At 56.8% G+C, this 16,454-nt stretch carries 16 protein-coding genes; 6 read left to right on the plus strand and 10 right to left on the minus strand.

The genetic code is table 11. From position 1 onward, the window contains the following. Window positions 1-61: 61 nt before the first annotated feature. From accD to pdxB, 5 genes are all read right to left on the minus strand, one after another. A complete protein-coding gene (gene accD, locus WN53_RS25900) occupies window positions 62-970 on the minus strand; it encodes an acetyl-CoA carboxylase, carboxyltransferase subunit beta (protein ID WP_021178576.1) in 909 nt (302 codons plus the stop codon). A 231-nt stretch (window positions 971-1,201) separates the two neighbouring features. Then, window positions 1,202-1,864 carry a DedA family protein gene (locus tag WN53_RS25905; RefSeq protein WP_024485601.1) on the minus strand — a complete coding sequence of 221 codons (663 nt, stop codon included), beginning with the start codon at window positions 1,862-1,864 and terminating at the stop codon, window positions 1,202-1,204. Window positions 1,865-1,944: 80 nt separating this feature from the next. Next, the gene (gene truA, locus WN53_RS25910; protein ID WP_021178578.1) at window positions 1,945-2,766 is read right to left on the minus strand and encodes a tRNA pseudouridine(38-40) synthase TruA; all 822 of its coding nucleotides are present in this window, start codon (window positions 2,764-2,766) and stop codon (window positions 1,945-1,947) included. Then, window positions 2,766-3,776 (minus strand): aspartate-semialdehyde dehydrogenase, encoded by a 1,011-nt coding sequence (locus WN53_RS25915; RefSeq protein WP_024485602.1) that lies wholly within the window; start codon window positions 3,774-3,776, stop codon window positions 2,766-2,768. Before WN53_RS25915 ends, truA begins: the two co-directional genes overlap by 1 nt. Before the next feature lie 102 nt (window positions 3,777-3,878). Then, window positions 3,879-5,000 (minus strand): 4-phosphoerythronate dehydrogenase PdxB, encoded by a 1,122-nt coding sequence (pdxB, locus tag WN53_RS25920; protein ID WP_024485603.1) that lies wholly within the window; start codon window positions 4,998-5,000, stop codon window positions 3,879-3,881. Between the two features lie 214 nt (window positions 5,001-5,214). Between pdxB and ecpA the strand changes: the two genes are divergently transcribed. After that, window positions 5,215-5,796, plus strand: a complete 582-nt coding sequence (gene ecpA / locus WN53_RS25925) for a common pilus major fimbrillin subunit EcpA (RefSeq protein ID WP_024485604.1) — start codon at window positions 5,215-5,217, stop codon at window positions 5,794-5,796. A 16-nt stretch (window positions 5,797-5,812) separates the two neighbouring features. Here the strand turns inward: ecpA and WN53_RS25930 are convergent, their stop codons facing one another. Further along, complete coding sequence (locus WN53_RS25930; RefSeq protein ID WP_024485605.1) at window positions 5,813-6,586, minus strand: AraC family transcriptional regulator; 774 nt, start codon at window positions 6,584-6,586, stop codon at window positions 5,813-5,815. Between the two features lie 108 nt (window positions 6,587-6,694). Between WN53_RS25930 and WN53_RS25935 the strand changes: the two genes are divergently transcribed. After that, window positions 6,695-7,588, plus strand: coding sequence for a DMT family transporter (locus WN53_RS25935; RefSeq protein ID WP_024485606.1), 894 nt, complete (start codon window positions 6,695-6,697; stop codon window positions 7,586-7,588). A 25-nt stretch (window positions 7,589-7,613) separates the two neighbouring features. Here the strand turns inward: WN53_RS25935 and WN53_RS25940 are convergent, their stop codons facing one another. Together WN53_RS25940 and tctD are read right to left on the minus strand one after the other, a co-directional pair. After that, entirely contained in the window at window positions 7,614-9,026 is a 1,413-nt protein-coding gene (locus WN53_RS25940; protein ID WP_024485607.1) for a sensor histidine kinase, read from the minus strand. Further along, the gene (gene tctD / locus WN53_RS25945) at window positions 9,013-9,687 is read right to left on the minus strand and encodes a transcriptional regulator TctD (protein WP_024485608.1); all 675 of its coding nucleotides are present in this window, start codon (window positions 9,685-9,687) and stop codon (window positions 9,013-9,015) included. Before tctD ends, WN53_RS25940 begins: the two co-directional genes overlap by 14 nt. Window positions 9,688-9,810: 123 nt before the next feature. Here tctD and WN53_RS25950 point away from each other — a divergent pair, with 123 nt between their 5' ends. From WN53_RS25950 to WN53_RS25960, 3 genes are read left to right on the plus strand one after another with little or no spacing between them, the layout of a single operon-like run. Then, the gene (locus tag WN53_RS25950) at window positions 9,811-10,791 is read left to right on the plus strand and encodes a Bug family tripartite tricarboxylate transporter substrate binding protein (protein WP_021178586.1); all 981 of its coding nucleotides are present in this window, start codon (window positions 9,811-9,813) and stop codon (window positions 10,789-10,791) included. 14 nt (window positions 10,792-10,805) lie between these two features. After that, window positions 10,806-11,237, plus strand: a complete 432-nt coding sequence (locus WN53_RS25955) for a tripartite tricarboxylate transporter TctB family protein (RefSeq protein ID WP_024485609.1) — start codon at window positions 10,806-10,808, stop codon at window positions 11,235-11,237. 11 nt (window positions 11,238-11,248) lie between these two features. Then, entirely contained in the window at window positions 11,249-12,769 is a 1,521-nt protein-coding gene (locus WN53_RS25960) for a tripartite tricarboxylate transporter permease (protein WP_024485610.1), read from the plus strand. Between the two features lie 78 nt (window positions 12,770-12,847). On the opposite strand, the gene WN53_RS25965 is transcribed toward WN53_RS25960, so the two are convergent. Both WN53_RS25965 and WN53_RS25970 read right to left on the minus strand, forming a co-directional pair. Further along, the gene (locus WN53_RS25965; protein ID WP_024485611.1) at window positions 12,848-13,477 is read right to left on the minus strand and encodes a CatB-related O-acetyltransferase; all 630 of its coding nucleotides are present in this window, start codon (window positions 13,475-13,477) and stop codon (window positions 12,848-12,850) included. A 311-nt stretch (window positions 13,478-13,788) separates the two neighbouring features. After that, window positions 13,789-14,775: a DMT family transporter gene (locus WN53_RS25970; RefSeq protein WP_024485612.1), complete on the minus strand. Its 987-nt coding sequence runs from the start codon at window positions 14,773-14,775 to the stop codon at window positions 13,789-13,791. A gap of 168 nt (window positions 14,776-14,943) precedes the next feature. On the opposite strand from WN53_RS25970, the gene pdxR reads away from it, so the two are divergent. Beyond that, on the plus strand, window positions 14,944-16,398 hold the full coding sequence (pdxR, locus tag WN53_RS25975) for a MocR-like pyridoxine biosynthesis transcription factor PdxR (protein ID WP_046808529.1): 1,455 nt from the start codon (window positions 14,944-14,946) through the stop codon (window positions 16,396-16,398). Window positions 16,399-16,454 lie beyond the last annotated feature (56 nt).

Raw genomic sequence — 16,454 nt, forward strand, 5'->3', positions numbered from 1 at the left:
CCACAAAATGGCGGCGGAACCCGGCGCAGGCTTGCACCTATACCGGGTCTTTGTCTGCTCCTCAGGCGTCGGCCTGATTTTCCTGAGCGATGACCGGCGCGGCCTCATCGAAATGCGGCTGCGGCTGGTTGGTCAGCTTGGACAGAATGCTGGCCAGGGTCTGACGCATCACCGGACGGCGCACGATCATGTCGATAGCGCCCTTTTCAATCAGGAACTCGCTGCGCTGGAAGCCCGGCGGCAGTTTTTCACGTACGGTTTGTTCGATAACCCGTGGCCCGGCAAAGCCGATCAGCGCTTTTGGCTCGGCAATGTTGATATCGCCCAGCATCGCCAGGCTGGCGGACACGCCACCCATGGTCGGATCGGTCAGTACCGAAATATACGGCAGGCCACGCTCTTGCAGCTTGGCCAACGCGGCGCTGGTTTTCGCCATCTGCATCAGCGACATCAGCGCTTCCTGCATACGCGCACCGCCACTGGCAGAGAAGCACACCAGCGGGCAGTTATCTTCCAACGCCTGTTCAACCGCACGCACAAAGCGCGCACCGACTACAGAAGACATCGAACCACCGATAAAGGCGAATTCGAAGGAGGCTGCAACGATCGGCATGCCATACAGCGTGCCCTTCATCACCACCAGCGCGTCTTTCTCGCCGGTTGCTTTCTGTGCGGCAACCAGACGATCTTTGTACTTTTTGGAATCCTTGAACTTCAGAACGTCTTTCGGCTCCAGTTCGCTGCCCAGTTCCACTTCACTGCCTTCATCCAGCAAGGTATGCAGACGCATACGGGCTGACATGCGCATGTGGTGGTCGCACTTGGGGCAGACCTCAAGGTTACGCTCCAATTCGGCACGGTAAAGGACCTGACCACAGCTATCGCATTTGGTCCAGACCCCTTCAGGAATGCTCACCTTACGGGTTTGCGTAACATTGCTTTTGTTGAGAATTCGTTCAATCCAGCTCATCGATGACCTTTCTGTTTGAACCTGGCAGACACCCGTCCGCTGTTCATGCCTTAACAATCCTCCCGAAACACACCCAATGCAAAAATGCCGAGCTAAGCGCAACAGGTACGCTACCAGGGCATTGGCTTCAGGGTCGTTCGCGGGAACAGACCATAAATGTCGCTCATTAAACCATATCGGCCCGATTGTGTGGACAAAAAACTGGTCGAACCGACGGGTTAAGCGGTGTTTTTACTGTTTTTGTTGGCGGGCAGCCGCGCGTTTATGGCGCCAGATTTCAATAATGCCCGGCAGAATTGAAACCAGGATGATGCCAACAATCAACAACTTCAAGTTTTCCTGCACGATCGGCAAGTCGCCAAACAGGTAGCCAGCATAAGTGAACAGCAGCACCCAAAGTAGCGCACCAATCACGTTATAGGCAGCAAAGTGGCGATAGGACATATGCCCCATACCGGCCACGAACGGCGCAAAGGTGCGCACGATCGGCACAAATCGCGCCAGAATAATGGTTTTTCCGCCGTGTTTCTCGTAGAACTGGTGGGTCTTGTCCAGATAGCTACGACGGAAAATTTTCGAGTTCGGGTTGCTGAACAGCTTTTCGCCGAACAGCCGACCAATAGTGTAGTTGACGGCATCACCAATCACCGCCGCAATCACCATCAACGCCACCATGGTATGCACGTTGAGATCGTTGGAAGGCAACGCGGCCAGCGCACCGGCGACAAACAGCAGAGAATCCCCCGGCAGGAACGGCGTAACCACCAGCCCGGTTTCACAAAACAGGATCAGGAACAGAATACCGTAAACCCACATACCGTATTGCGCGACCAGTTCTGCCAGGTGCACATCAATATGCAAAATAAAATCAATCAGAAACTTGATGATGTCCATAAACACTCTCAATTGACCGGGTGTCTCTCTCACCCGGCGTTGGCACCCATAAATAACGTATTAATCTGCCAGCCTGCCAGTTAATCGTCGGCTAAAAACAGCGGCCCCATCGGTGGCCGGGGTAAGGCAAACGACTCTGGATAATCAACCGCGACCAGATACAGACCTTCAGCCCGTGCGGTTGCGGCCGCCAGGCTGCGATCTTTGAGCGCCAACAGCTCGCCCATCCAGTTCTCATCCTGATTGCCACAGCCAATCTCCATCAGGCTGCCAACAATGTTGCGCACCATATGATGGACAAAGGCGTTGGCCTTTATATCTACCACGATATATTCGCCATAGCGCGAAACCTTAACGTGTTTTACGTTTCGCCACGGCGTGCGTGACTGGCATTGCACCGCCCGGAATGAGGTAAAGTCGTTTTCCCCCAGCAAAGCCTGCGCGGCACGATGCATGCGATCGGCGTCCAGCGGATGATAAAAGTGCGTCACCCCCTGCTGCAAGACCGCAGGGCGATAGCGGTGATTATAAATAATGTAGCGATAACGCCGCGCGGTGGCGCTGAAGCGAGCATGAAAATCGCTGCTGACCTCTTTGACCCAGCGTACCGCGATATCCGGCGGCAAGTGGCTATTCACCCCCATCGTCCAGGCGGCGTCTTTACGCTGTGCGGCGGTTTCGAAATGCACCACCTGCCCAGTGGCATGCACCCCGGCATCGGTTCGCCCGGCGCAGAATACGCCGATCGGCGCATCCGCCACCTTGCTTAACGCTTTTTCCAGGCAGGCCTGGACGCTGGTAACCTCTTGCTGACGCTGCCAGCCGTAATAACGGCTGCCGTCATACTCAATCCCCAGCGCAATTTTCAGCATTGGCTGGGTTGGCAACTCCACCTCGGACATCAGTACATCTGCTCCTGCAACAGCCGTTCTGCGGTTTCGATCGCCATCAACGCGCCGCCAAAGCGCACGTTATCGGCCACCGACCAGAACTGCAGCATCTCGGGGATACCGTAATCATTGCGCAGACAGCCAATGCTCAGCATATCGCTGCCGGAAGCTTCGGTAACCTGAGTCGGATAATCGTCTTCTTCGCTCAGTTGGATATCTTCAGCCTGCTCCAGCTCGTGGCGAGCTTCTTCTGCCGCGATTGGGCGCAACGCTTCCAGATGCACCACTTGCGCGTGGCCGTAGAACACCGGCGACTGAACGCAGCTTACCGAAATCGGCAGCCCTTCATCTTGCAACACTTTACGCACCTGATCGACGATCAGACGCTCTTCGCGCACGCTGCCCTGCTCATCGGTCATCAATGGCAGCAGGTTAAACGCCAACTGCTTGGCGAACACGCCCGGCTCTGCGGGGATGCCGTTCAGCAGACGCGCACTCTGGCCAGCCAGATCGTCCACGGCAACCTTGCCGCGTGCCGAAACCGACATCAGCGTGGTGACGTGCAAGCGGGAAAGCCCGGCCTGTTCGGTCAGCGGCTTAATCGCCGTCAACAGCTGGCTCACCATACTGTCGGCCACCGCTACGATATTGCGATTGCGGTAATCCGCCAGCACCTGTGGGTTAACGCCTGGCACCACCAACGGCACGTCCGGCTCAAGTGCAAAATGGCCGCTGGTGTCGATCACCAGGCAGCCCATGTTGCCCGCATCATCAGCGTAACGGGCCGCAGCTTCGCTACCGGCCACAAAAAACGCCAGTTGTGCCTGCGACCAGTCGAATTCTTCTACGTTTTCCACCAGCAAAGATTTGCCGTTGAAACGCACCGTCGCACCAGCACTGCGTTCGCTGGCTAAAGGAAAGAGTTCACCCACCGGGAACTGGCGTTCCTGTAGCAATTCCAGCAACGCTTCACCTACTGCGCCAGTGGCACCGAGCACAGCGATATTCCAGCCGTCAGACATTGGGTTTCTCCAGAGTATTTGATTCAAATGCAAACGGGCGATGCAGTCACCGCCCGATAAACTTTACCGCTTATTGCTTAAGGCAACCTTACGCGTTGTCCTTTACAGGACGCCGAAGCCCAGTTTGTGCAGCAGTTCCGCACTGGCGCTGTCATCGCACTGCACCCGCAGTGAAGACCATTCCCGGCGTTCCTGATAATGCTTGCGCAAGCGATCGAACTCACCCGGCAGCCCGGCAACTTGCCGCAGCGGCGCATCATCGCGGCGCACATCATACACCAAGTGCATCAATCGTTTTAACTTGCCTTCGTCCAGCGGCCCATTGAGGCGGATTTCGCTGAACTCTGGCACCGGCAGCAGAGAGGCCAGCTCGATAGCTTGCGGCTGCCCCAGATGCTGGGCAAAGGCTTCAAACACCTGCGTGGTGCCGCGCGCCTTACCTTCCAGCGTGTAACCGGCGATATGGGCGGTGCCGATATCCACCCGATCCAGCAATGGCACGCTGAGATCCGGCTCTGGCTCCCACACGTCCAGTACCGTACTCAATCGCTTACCCCGCTCCAACACGTTAAGCAACGCGGCGTTATGTACCACGGCACCCCGGCAGGCGTTGATCAGAATGCGATCGTCGGGCAAAGCATCCAGCAGATCCGCGTTGGCCAGATGCAACGATTTATACGGGCCAGTCTTGTTCAACGGGGTATGGAACGTCAGCACGTCGGCCTCTGCCACCAGCTTTTCCAACGGCCAGAATTCGCCGCTGTCCCCACGATCGGCGCGTGGTGGATCGCACAACAGCGTACGCACGCCCATGGCTTTCAGGCGAGCATCCAGCCGGGAGCCAACATTGCCGACACCCACTATCCCAACGGTTTTATCACGCAAAGAGAAGCCATCGCGCTCCGCCAACAGCATTAATGACGAAAGCACATACTCCACCACCGCAATGGCATTACAACCAGGCGCGGCCGAGAAACCAATCCCCGCCTGTTGCAACCACGCCTCGTCCACATGGTCGGTCCCCGCCGTAGCGGTGCCAACAAAACCGATCTTGGTGCCAGCCAACAGCTCCTGATTCACTTTGGTCACCGAGCGCACCATCAAGGCGTCGGCTCCGGCCAGCGCATCGGTTGGGATCGGGCGACCAGGCACGGCCTGTACTTCCCCCAAACGGCTAAATAGATCCACCGCATAGGGCATATTTTCATCAACCAGTATCTTCACGTCACTCTCCGACGGGTATAGGTAAGCAGTAACTACAAAATAGTGTGCCACCGAATGGCTTGGAAACCCAAGCTTGTTATGTCCGGTGAAATAACGATGTTTTTCTTCTAAGCTTTATTGAGTTCTTTCCGATAATTATCACGCAAGGAGGCGAACCTTCACGTTAGCGACCGGCTAACGGGCAGAAACAAATCGAAAATCAAGGGCGTTATCCATGAAAAAAGCGACACTTGTTCTGGCGATCGTTGCAACACTCACAGCCGTTGGTAGCGCTCAGGCTGAAAACGTGACTACACAAGCATTAGCCACCTGGCCTGCGATAGCGGTGAAAGACTCCGCCAGCCAATTGGTCGTTACGCCCATTGGCAACCTGTATTTCCAATATGCTGAAGGCGTCAAGCGCTTCAACAGCCAGCAAGGCGTGTTCGACGTGGCTCTCGAAGGCGAAGGAACCGCAATTAAACTGACCGCCAAACTGGTTTCCAATACCCTGACTCAGTTGGGCACCTCCGGGTCTACCCTGGAAGTGGGAGTTAAACATCACGGCGCTGCGATAACAAAAACCGCTCAAACCACCCTGATTGATACTTCTGCCGGTATGTCAGGCGGTAACCTGAGTAAACTTGCCAACGCTGACAAGCAGCCTGGTCGCCGCAGTGCGCAAGACCACTTCGATTTCAATATCATCGGTGCGACGGCTGATGGCACGACCCCGGTGACCGACTTCAGCACCTTACCGGCGGGCACCTGGAGTGGTGATGTGAACGTTCGGTTCGACGTAACCTGGGCCAGTTGATGTCGTGTCGGGATTATCATGCCCGGCGGAAACGTTCTGGCGTGGTGCCGGCGATCTGCTGGAACATCACAATAAACGCGGAAGCCGAGCTGTAGCCCACATCTAAAGCCACATCCTGCACGGTTTTCCCCTGCTCCAGCAGGGAGAGCGCATGTAAAAAGCGCAGGCGCTGCCGCCACTCGCTAAACGACATGCCCAGTTCCTGCTGGCAACGGCGCGAAAGTGTCCGTTCGGTGGTATACACCTTGCTGGCCCACACCGCCAATGAGGTGTTATCCGCAGGACAACGCTCCAGCGCCTGTAACACTGGCCCCAAAAACTTATCTTGTGAGGTCGGCAGATAGGTCTGTTGAACCGGGGAAATCCGCAGTTGGTCGATCAGCACCCGGCAAAGACGCAGATCCTCCTCGCTAGTGGGCTCCAACATTTTGCGCCCAAGGCAATCTTCTACAATGGCGCTGAACACCGGCGATACGTTGATCAAACAGGCCTCTTCCGGCAACCCGGCGCACAAGGATTTGGCGATATTGATGGTGCGGAACAGCACCGGTTTGCGGTTATGGCTGGAATGCTCCATCCCCGGCGGCAGCCAGACGGCAAACTCCGGTGGGGCCAAAAAACGCTGCCCGGCAATATTCAGCGCGATCACCCCGGTTTTGACGCAGATCAGCTGCCCCCAGTCATGGCTGTGCGGCAGATATTCGGTGTCCGCATTGGTTTCTTCGCAGCGGAAAAACAGCGTGCGCGGAGCAGCGACGTCTGCGGTGGGATAATTACGGGTTTCGGCCATGGTGAAGTTGTCTTGATTTCGCGAAATGCTGTCTGATTTTGACTATATATAATAAACCGGACACGGGTAGACTAGCCAGCATGTTATTCGTTGTTGAGAATTATTATCATGAACGTGCTCTTTCCCCTGCTGGCGGTGCTGATCTGGTCGATTAACGCCGTAGTCAGTAAAGTATCGGCAACCGCCATCGATCCAGCGGCCATTTCCTTCTATCGTTGGGCATTGGCGCTGATCGTGCTCACCCCTTTCGTGCTGCCGGGAGCGCTCCGCAATTGGCCAGCCATTCGCGCCAACTGGTGGAAACTGATGATCCTCGGTCTGCTAGGGATGGTCCTGTATCAAAGCCTGGCCTATTACGCCGCGCATAGCGTCAGCGCGCTGTTTATGGGTATCCTCAACTCCCTGATCCCGCTGTTGACGGTGTTAATCGGTATCTTTGTCCTGCGCGTTGCCCCCACCGTGGGTATCGCACTGGGCAGTATCCTGTCTCTGGGCGGGCTGGTGTGGCTGGTTAGCGCGGGGCAACCCGGGCTGCTGCTGCAACACGGCATCGGCAAAGGTGAACTGATGATGTTCGCAGCTTCGGCCTCCTACGCGCTATACGGCGTGTTGACCAAACGCTGGGCGATCCCGTTGCCCAACTGGCAGTCGTTGTATGTGCAGATCGTGTTTGGCGTGGTACTGCTGTTGCCGAACTTCCTGATGGCACAAGACGTGCAGCTTACCAGCCAGAACATCCCACTGGTGCTGTTTGCCGGTATCCCCGCGTCGATTGCCGCGCCGTTCCTGTGGATCCAGGGGGTAATGCGCCTGGGGGCCAACAAGGCGTCGATCTTTATGAACCTGGCACCGGTGTTCACCGCGATAATTGCGGTCCTGTTCCTGCATGAACAGTTGCATAGCTACCATCTGATTGGTGGCGGTGTCGCTCTGCTGGGGGTGATCCTGTCACAGCGCCTGCGCACGCCGTTAGGGCGTAGAAAAAGCACCGTAACACCATAAGACTGAGGGGGAAATACGCCCCCTTTCACCCCAACAGCTTAAAACGTACCCGCACCAACAGACCGCCTAGTGCGTCAGAACTCAGCAGTTCCGGGCGGGTGCCGTGATAAGCGGTAATATCTTTAACCAATGCCAGTCCCAACCCAGCCCCAGGCTGATCGCCAACGTTATCCAACCGACGAAACGGTTGCAGCGCAGCGACCGTCTGATCCTGCGCAATGCCTGGCCCGCTGTCTTCTATCTCTAGCAACCCCTGCCCATCCACCATCAATAAACGGGCGGTCACAATCCCCTTGGCTGGCGTGTATTTCAGTGCGTTATCCAGCAGGTTGGCGCAAAGCTCCGCCAACAGCAACGCCTCACCGCCCACCCAACACACTCCCGCCCCTTCGTAGCCAAGATCGATCCGCTTGCTGCGAGCCTGCGGCAGGCGCGAAAAACAGGCGTCGCGTAACACCTGCGCCAGATTAACCGGCTGCAACTTACGCTCGGCCTGATGCTCGTGCGCCTTCAGCCGCGAGAGGTATAGCAGGCGATCGGTCAACGCAACGGTACTGTCCAGGGTGGCGCTCATCCCTTCCAGACTCTCACGCCATTGCTCGGGCCGTTCGCTGGCCAATGCCACCCCCACCTGGGTTTTCAAAACCGTGAGCGGCGTACGTAGCTGGTGGGAGGCATCGGCACTAAAGCGTTCCTGACGCGCCACCATCAACCGCAGCCGCTCAATATAGCGGTTGAATGCCAGCAGCAGCGGCTGCATTTCCGACCAGGGCAGCACCATCGGCAAAGGCGTCAGTTCCCCCGGATCGCGCCGCAGCATCATGCTGGACAGCTTGCGTAACGGTTGCAGCAGCTTTTTCAGCAGGATGTAAGCCAGAGTGAGCGTCAATACCACCACTGTCCCCTGGCTGAGTAGCGCCGCCAGCAGCATCTGCCGCGCCAGATAGCGCCGCGACTCTAACGTCTCCGCCACCAGAATGGTCGCCATCCCCATCACCCCGCCCTCATTCACCGGCTGGAACAGCGCCGCCACGCGGATTGGCTGCCCGCGATAGTGCGCATCGTAAAAATGCACCAGGGCCGGATAGAGGTTGGAGCGGGGAATATAAGGTGGCATCTTGGGCAAATCGTTATAACCCGAAATATTCCGTCCCTCGGGGGAAATTACCTGATAGTACAGCCGGTCGTTCATATTGCGCTCGAAGCTGTCCAGCACCACATAAGGCACATCTACCTCCAAGCGCTGATTACGTACCACCAGCCGCTCCGCCACCGTGCGGGCCGACGCCAATAAGGTGCGATCGTAGGCCATCGTCGCCGCACTCATCGCGCTGAAATAGTGGGTATAGATTGAGATCCCACCCAATACCAGCAGCGGCAAACCAAAGAACAGCAGCAACTGATAGAACAACGAACGCGGTGCTTTAAACCACCTCATCGCACAGCTCCAGGCTGTAGCCCAGGCCCCGCAACGTCACGATCGCCACGTTGCTCCCCTGGAGTTTCTTACGCACGCGATGGACGTAAAGTTCGATGCTTTCGGGATTAGCCTCGTCTGACAGCGTAAACACCTGCTCAAACAATTGCTGCTTGGCGACCGGGCGGCCACGGCGATGCATCAAGGTGGTCAACACCGCCAGCTCACGGGGAGTTAACGACAGAGGTTTCTCCGCCAACAAGAAGTAGCCCTCGTCGTGATAGGTCAATAAACCGTATTGCAATGCCTGTTGCGTCACGCCAACGCTGCGGCGCAGCAACGCCCGGATGCGTGCCTCCAATTCATCCAGTTCAAAGGGCTTGGTGAGGTAATCGTCAGCCCCAAGATTCAACCCTTTAACCCGATCGGCCACCTCGGTGCGGGCCGTCAATAGCAATACTGGCAGAGTCTGCCCACGCTTACGCAACCGTGCCAACAGCTCCAGCCCGTTGAGCCGGGGCAGTGCAACATCGAGCACCACCAGCGCATAGCTTTCATGCAATAACAGATGGTCTGCCGCCACGCCGTCTATCGCCACATCCACCGCAAACCCAAGGCCGGTAAGGGCTTTCTGCAACCAATGAGCCAGCTCGGGGTGATCTTCCACTAACAAGAGACGCATATCACATCCTGTAAACTTTCCCGGTCGCTGAAAGGTAAATGAAAGGTTTATGTTTTAACAATTTGGCAACCCCGTGTCAGCGGGGATTCTCACAAACTGAAACAAAACCGATGGGGAAACGTCATGAAAACAATAATTACCCGTACGCTTACCGCCACTGTTCTGCTGTTCGCCGCCAACCAGGCGTTCGCCGTGGAAGCGCCAAAACGCACCGAATGTATCGCCCCGGCCAAACCCGGCGGAGGCTTCGATCTCACCTGCAAACTGATTCAGGTCTCGTTGCAAGAAACCAAGGCTATCGATAAGCCGATGCGCGTCACCTATATGCCCGGCGGTGTGGGAGCCGTTGCCTATAACGCCATCGTTGCCCAGCGGCCAGCCGAATTTGGCACCGTGGTGGCGTTCTCTGGCGGTTCCCTGCTGAACCTGTCGCAAGGCAAGTTTGGCCGCTACAACGTGGATGATGTGAAGTGGCTGGCGGCAGTGGGCACCGATTACGGCATGATCGCCGTACGCGCCGACTCGCCTTACAAAACGCTGAAAGACTTGATGACAGCCTTCCAAAAAGACCCGAACAGCGTGGTATTTGGTGCTGGAGCCTCCATTGGCAGCCAGGACTGGATGAAAACCGCCCTGCTGGCCCGTGAAGTTGGCGTAGATCCCCACAAGATGCGCTATGTGGCATTTGAAGGGGGCGGCGAGCCGGTGACCGCGCTGCTGGGTAATCACATTCAGGCGGTCTCCGGCGATTTGAGCGAGATGGTGCCTTACCTGAAGGGAGATAAGCTGCGTGTGCTGGCGGTATATGCCGAAGAGCGCCTGCCGGGAGAGCTGGCAAATGTCCCTACCGCCAAGGAGCAGGGGTTCAATCTGGTGTGGCCGATCATCCGCGGTTTCTACCTTGGCCCAAAGGTCAGCGAGGCCGAGTATCAGTGGTGGATTGACACCTTCAAAACCATGACGGCAACCGAGGAGTTCAAACAACAGCGCGATCTACGCGGCCTGTTTGAATTCAACCTGACCGGCAAGGAGCTGGATACCTACGTGAAAAATCAGGTTACCCAGTATCGTGAACAGGCCAAAGCGTTCGGGCTGGCCAAATAACCGGGGGAATTGGCATGAGCGATCGTATTTTTGCTGCTCTGTGGTTACTGCTGTGCGGCGGCGGCCTGTTTCTCGGTTGGGGCATCCAGAGCGAATACAGCTACGAACCTTTGGGGCCACGCCCCTTCCCTTTGGCCATCCTGAGCCTGATGGCCCTGTGTGCCGCCTTGCTGCTGTTACGTCGGCCACAGTTAGTCGAGTGGCCGCATCACAAAGTGCTGCAACGTCTGCTGGTACTGGTGATCACGCTGGTGCTGTACGCCTGGGGATTCGAGTGGCTCGGCTTCCCGCTGGCAACAGCCCTGCTGACGTTCAGCATTGGTCTGTTGTTCCAGGCCAGCATCAAGGCCGCATTGATTTCCGGCACCGTGATGGGCGTTGCGCTGTTCTACGCCTTTGATTATTTACTGGATGTCACACTGCCACTCGGCGTTTGGCTGAGCTAACGGGAGCGATAATGGAAACCTGGATGTATTTATCACAAGGGTTCGAAGTGGCACTGCTGCCCCAGAACCTGATGATTGCCCTGATCGGCTGCTTCGTGGGCACCATCGTCGGGCTGCTGCCGGGCCTTGGCCCGATCAACGGCGTGGCGATCCTCTTACCGCTGGCTTTCGCCTTGAAGTTGCCCGCCGAGTCGGCCCTGATCCTGCTTGCCACGGTGTATATCGGTTGTGAATACGGCGGGCGGATCTCTTCGATCCTGCTCAACGTCCCGGGGGATGCCGCCGCAATCATGACCGCGCTGGATGGCTACCCGATGGCCCAACAAGGCCGTGCAGGGGTTGCCCTGTCGATCTCCGCCGTCAGCTCTTTCACCGGCTCGCTGGTCGCCATTATCGGCATTATTCTGTTCGCCCCGATGCTGGCCCGCTGGTCGCTGGCGTTTGGCCCGGCAGAATACTTTGCCCTGATGGTCTTTGCCATTGCCTGCCTTGGCAGCATGATGAGCCAGAACCCGTTGAAATCCCTGCTGGCGGCCCTGATTGGTCTGGGGCTGGCCACGGTGGGGGTGGACGCCAATACCGGCGTGTATCGCTTCACCTTCGACAGCGTACACCTCTCCGACGGCATTCAGTTTATTGTGGTGGTGATCGGGCTGTTCTCGGTCAGCGAGATCTTGCTGATGCTGGAAAGCACCAGCACGGGCCAGAAGCTGATCCGCAAAACCGGCCGTATGCTGTTTAACCGTAAAGAAGCTGCCGAGTGCGTTGGCCCTACCCTGCGATCCTCCTTTGTCGGTTTCTTCGTCGGTATTCTGCCAGGTGCCGGAGCGACCATTGCCAGTGCGCTTACTTATATGACGGAGAAGCGCATCAGCGGTAACAGCGAGTCGTTTGGCAAAGGGGATATTCGTGGCGTCGCCGCGCCGGAGGCCGCCAATAACGCTTCCGCCTGCGGTTCATTTATCCCGATGCTGACCCTGGGCGTACCGGGTTCAGGCACTACGGCGGTCATGATGGGGGCACTGACGCTGTATAATATCACCCCTGGCCCGGCAATGTTCACCGAACAGCCGGATATCGTTTGGGGGCTGATCGCCGCGCTGCTGATCGCCAACGTCATGCTGTTGATCATGAACATCCCGCTGATTGGCCTGTTCACCCGTATGCTGACCGTGCCGCTGTGGTTCCTGGTACCGGCGATCGCTGCCGTTTCCGCCGTTGGGGTCTATGCGGTGCACAGCACCACCTTCGATTTGCTACTAATGGTGGGGCTAGGCGTGTTCGGCTATATCCTGCGCAAAATGCACTTCCCGATGTCGCCGCTGATCCTGGGGTTTGTGTTGGGGGAAATGCTGGAGCAAAACCTGCGCCGAGCGTTGTCCATCAGCAACGGGAACTTTGACATTCTGTGGAGCAGTGCCATTGCCCAATGCCTGTTGGTGCTGGCCGTCGCGGTGTTGGTGTTACCCCCACTGCTGCGCAAACTCCGCAAGCACCGCCGTATCACTGGGGAAGCGACAGAAGTTGAGTAATGCACAAAGGGCGCTGCATGCAGCGCCCCGATATTGTGAGCTGGTTGAACATCGGGCGGGGTTAACCCGCCCGACTTATTATTGGCGTATAGCCTCAACAGCCTGCTCCAAGGCCGCAATATCATCGCTGGCCAACAAGGGCTGGATGCTGGCGAACGCCTCGGCGGGCAAATCGTAAATCTGCAACGCGAGTAAACGCTCGATTGTCTCCGCAGAGAACCGCCGTTTAATCATCCGGGCCGGATTACCGCCAACGATAGCGTAGGGTTCTACATCCGCAGTCACCACGCTACCGGCGGCAACTATCGCCCCTTCGCCAATCGTCACGCCAGGCATCAGCATGGCCCGCATCCCGATCCAGCAGCCATCGCCAAGGCTGGTATCACCTTTAGGCAAATAAGACGCCTGGATGGTTTCCATAAAGGGATACAGGCTCAGCCAATCAATACGATGGGTATGATTCCCGCCCATCAGGATCACCGCTTCGGCGCCAATACAGACATAATCGCCAATGTGCAACCTGTCTAGCTGCCCCAGGGGCTCCCACTGTTGGCTGACCGCATCGCCGTGCAAATAGCGCACCACGGAACGTTCAAAGCTGTCATCCCAGCAATGGCTGTAATAACTGTGGGTTCCCTTGATCAGGATATTGGGGTTGGTTACCGTCTGGTGGAGTAATTCTACTTGTGACCAGTGTTTCTCAGACATGGCGTCTCCTTCTTATACCCTATGGATTTCAAGTTGTAGCTAGGCGACAAGCTTACTCATCCCCAGGAGCTTACTTTTTCGTAAGTGACTGGGGTGTGTAAGTGCAGGTAACAACGCTACAGCTTGAAAGACGACGGGTATATCAATTGCAAGAGCCACGGAACGTAGTGTCTGTGGCAGTGTCTTTCGTTCATAAAACACTGCCCAATCAAGCGATAAGCGCTCGTTTTAACCTTGGATTAATCATCATTTGCTGTGTGCACCCTGTTGTTTCGCGGCCAATGGTAACAAACTGGCGCAGAAAACCAAGCCTACTTGGCTTTTCTCAGCATCAACACCCCGCCCATCACCAACGCGCTACCCAGTAGCTGTAACTGGTTCATGTTTTCCCCCAACAGGAAATAGGCAATGACCGCGGTAAATACCAGCTCCAGCGACAGGATCAGGTTGGCCACCGCCAGCGGCAGGGTTTTCAGGCTGATATTGTACAGGCCAAATCCCAGCAGCGTTGGCCCGGCGGCCAGCGTGAGCAGCAACAGCCAGCCACTCCACTGAATGCCTTGAGCTCCCTGGGACAGAAACCACAGGTCCCCCGCCATACCGTGAAATGCCGCCAAGGGGAACAACGTCAGCAAGGTGTTGAACAACCATTGGTACACGGCGGAAAAACCAAATACGTACAGGATGGTATTCCACACCGGGTAACGCCGCTCGCTGGCGATACGCCCGCCGAGGGTATACAGGGTGTAACCAATGCCGGACAGCATGCCGACCATCAGCCCCAACAGATCAAAACGGCTGTTGCCCATGCTGTCGCCGTTGCTGACCAGGAAGCAGCCGCCCAGGCTGACCACAATCACCAACAACTCGCGCAGGCTGAGGCGTTCGTTGTACATCATCCAGCCCAGGAACACGGTAAAACCGACCGAGCAATAGGTCAAAATAGTCGCCACCGAGGCGCCATTGAGCGCCACCGACAGCGTCCATAAGCTGTTAAACAACGCCAACAGCAAACCGTAACCCGCGTAGAACGGCACCTGTTCACGACGCAGATAGGCCCATTGCGGTTTGAACAGCAGCAATAACGGTAACAACACCAGGGCCACCAGAGCCGCACGCCAGAAGGCCAGCACAAACGTCGGTAGATGGTAATACTCGGTCAGCGCGCGGATGATGATGGCGGTAAAGGCCAGCAGCATGGCACTGATTATGGCGATCACGTAACCCTGGTTGGTTCCCCGCAGGATCCCTCCACTGACCACAACTGGTTCTGCAACAACACCCGACGGTAACGACATAACACCCTCAAAATTCCACCGCTTAATCACCTGGCGGAGATTTTAACGCGGCCAGATTTTGCCACCATAGCCACTTTACTACGATGTTATGCAGGCCACTTTTATCGGAGCCAAGCCTTGTTACTCTGGGATATAGTGAAAGTAGACTTTTATGACCGGGCCAATTTCATGCACATTCCACTGGATCGTCAGCAGGACATTCCGCTGTATCTACAGATCGAAGAAGCGCTGCGTCGCGCCATTCTTGGCGGCACCTTTGCCGATGGCGATAAATTGCCGTCAACGCGCAGCCTGGCCGCCGAGCTTTCGGTCAGCCGCCTGACGGTGGAAAGTGCCTACGCCGAACTGACGGCCAAAGGATTGTTACAACAGCGACGTGGCAGCGGTGCCTATGTGCGCCACCTGCAACCGGCCCCCATGCAGCAACGGCCAGCATCCAGCGAGCTATTCCCTGCGGATCGCTTCACCACCACGACGTCGCGACTGGACGGTTATCCGGATATTCCTTTGCCGGAGCACATCATCAACTTTGCCGCTGGCGTCGGTAGCCCCAAGGTGTTCCCGCTTGAGGCGTTCCGCAAGATCCTGCTGTCGATCCTCAGCCGTCATGCGGAAGAGGCTTTCAGCTATGGTGATTATTGTGGTTACTACCCGCTGCGCGACACGCTGAGCCGGATCCTGACCGCGCAAGGTATCCCCACCCGTGCCGAACAGGTGCTGATCACCAACGGCTCGCAACATGCCATCAGCCTGATTTTCCAGACGCTATTACGCCCAGGAGATACGGTGATTGTCGAAGAGCCCACCTATGCCGAAGCTCTGGGATTACTGCGCCTGCATCAGATCAACATTGTTCCAGTGCCCAGCGATCGTCATGGCATGTGCGTTGAGCAACTACCGGAGCTGATCGCCCGGCATCAGCCCAAAATGATCTACACCATCCCCAATTTCAATAACCCCACCGGGCGTTGTATGAGCGAAGCCCGCCGCAGCCGCTTGCTGGCGTTGGCTCAGCAGGCCGGGATAGTGATCCTGGAGGACGATTTTGTTGGCGATCTGCGTTACAACGGTAAAAGCCTGCCGTCACTGCGCGCCATGGCTCCCGCTGGCACGGTGATCTATGTCAGTACCTTCTCCAAAATGCTGCTACCCAGCATGCGCATCGGTTATCTGGTGGCAGACAGCGAACAGTATCTGCAATTCTCACGGCTCAAACACGTCGACAGCTTTACCAGCTCCAACCTGATCCAGCGCGCGCTGGACGCCTTTGTCACCGTTGGCAGCTACGACAAGCAGCTGCGCCGGGCGGGAAGGATGTACCGCCAGCACCGTGATGCGATGGTGGCTGCATTAAGCGAGCACCTGCCGCCGGGCTGTCGGTTTGACATCCCCGCGGGAGGGCTGTTTATCTGGCTGGAATTACCACCTGCCGTAAGCACCACCACGTTGATGCCAATAGCCTGGCAACAGGGTGTCACCTTTGCCCGTGGCGAATGCTTTTATGTTGAGGAGCAGCACGGCGCACATGGCTTGCGGCTGAATTTTGCCGCCAATACGCCGGAGCTGATTACCGAAGGGATCGCCCGGCTTTGCCGGGCGATTGTTGAGGTTATGGGGAATTAAATGTCACTACCGCAAAATAGGGCGCAGCATGCAGCGCCCCTACGGTCGGGTATGTT

The organism is Serratia fonticola (assembly GCF_001006005.1).
Classification (GTDB): domain Bacteria; phylum Pseudomonadota; class Gammaproteobacteria; order Enterobacterales; family Enterobacteriaceae; genus Chania; species Chania fonticola.

Excerpts from the sequence above, each read along its gene's own strand:
- tctD (WP_024485608.1), bottom strand. The coding sequence starts at position 9,687 with ATGCGTCTCTTGTTAGTGGAAGATCACCCCGAGCTGGCTCATTGGTTG.
- WN53_RS25915 (WP_024485602.1), bottom strand. The coding sequence starts at position 3,776 with ATGTCTGACGGCTGGAATATCGCTGTGCTCGGTGCCACTGGCGCAGTA.
- WN53_RS25905 (WP_024485601.1), bottom strand. The coding sequence starts at position 1,864 with ATGGACATCATCAAGTTTCTGATTGATTTTATTTTGCATATTGATGTG.
- WN53_RS25960 (WP_024485610.1), top strand. The coding sequence starts at position 11,249 with ATGGAAACCTGGATGTATTTATCACAAGGGTTCGAAGTGGCACTGCTG.
- accD (WP_021178576.1), bottom strand. The coding sequence starts at position 970 with ATGAGCTGGATTGAACGAATTCTCAACAAAAGCAATGTTACGCAAACC.
- WN53_RS25930 (WP_024485605.1), bottom strand. The coding sequence starts at position 6,586 with ATGGCCGAAACCCGTAATTATCCCACCGCAGACGTCGCTGCTCCGCGC.
- truA (WP_021178578.1), bottom strand. The coding sequence starts at position 2,766 with ATGTCCGAGGTGGAGTTGCCAACCCAGCCAATGCTGAAAATTGCGCTG.
- WN53_RS25935 (WP_024485606.1), top strand. The coding sequence starts at position 6,695 with ATGAACGTGCTCTTTCCCCTGCTGGCGGTGCTGATCTGGTCGATTAAC.
- WN53_RS25940 (WP_024485607.1), bottom strand. The coding sequence starts at position 9,026 with ATGAGGTGGTTTAAAGCACCGCGTTCGTTGTTCTATCAGTTGCTGCTG.
- WN53_RS25970 (WP_024485612.1), bottom strand. The coding sequence starts at position 14,775 with ATGTCGTTACCGTCGGGTGTTGTTGCAGAACCAGTTGTGGTCAGTGGA.
- WN53_RS25950 (WP_021178586.1), top strand. The coding sequence starts at position 9,811 with ATGAAAACAATAATTACCCGTACGCTTACCGCCACTGTTCTGCTGTTC.
- pdxR (WP_046808529.1), top strand. The coding sequence starts at position 14,944 with ATGCACATTCCACTGGATCGTCAGCAGGACATTCCGCTGTATCTACAG.
- WN53_RS25955 (WP_024485609.1), top strand. The coding sequence starts at position 10,806 with ATGAGCGATCGTATTTTTGCTGCTCTGTGGTTACTGCTGTGCGGCGGC.
- WN53_RS25965 (WP_024485611.1), bottom strand. The coding sequence starts at position 13,477 with ATGTCTGAGAAACACTGGTCACAAGTAGAATTACTCCACCAGACGGTA.
- ecpA (WP_024485604.1), top strand. The coding sequence starts at position 5,215 with ATGAAAAAAGCGACACTTGTTCTGGCGATCGTTGCAACACTCACAGCC.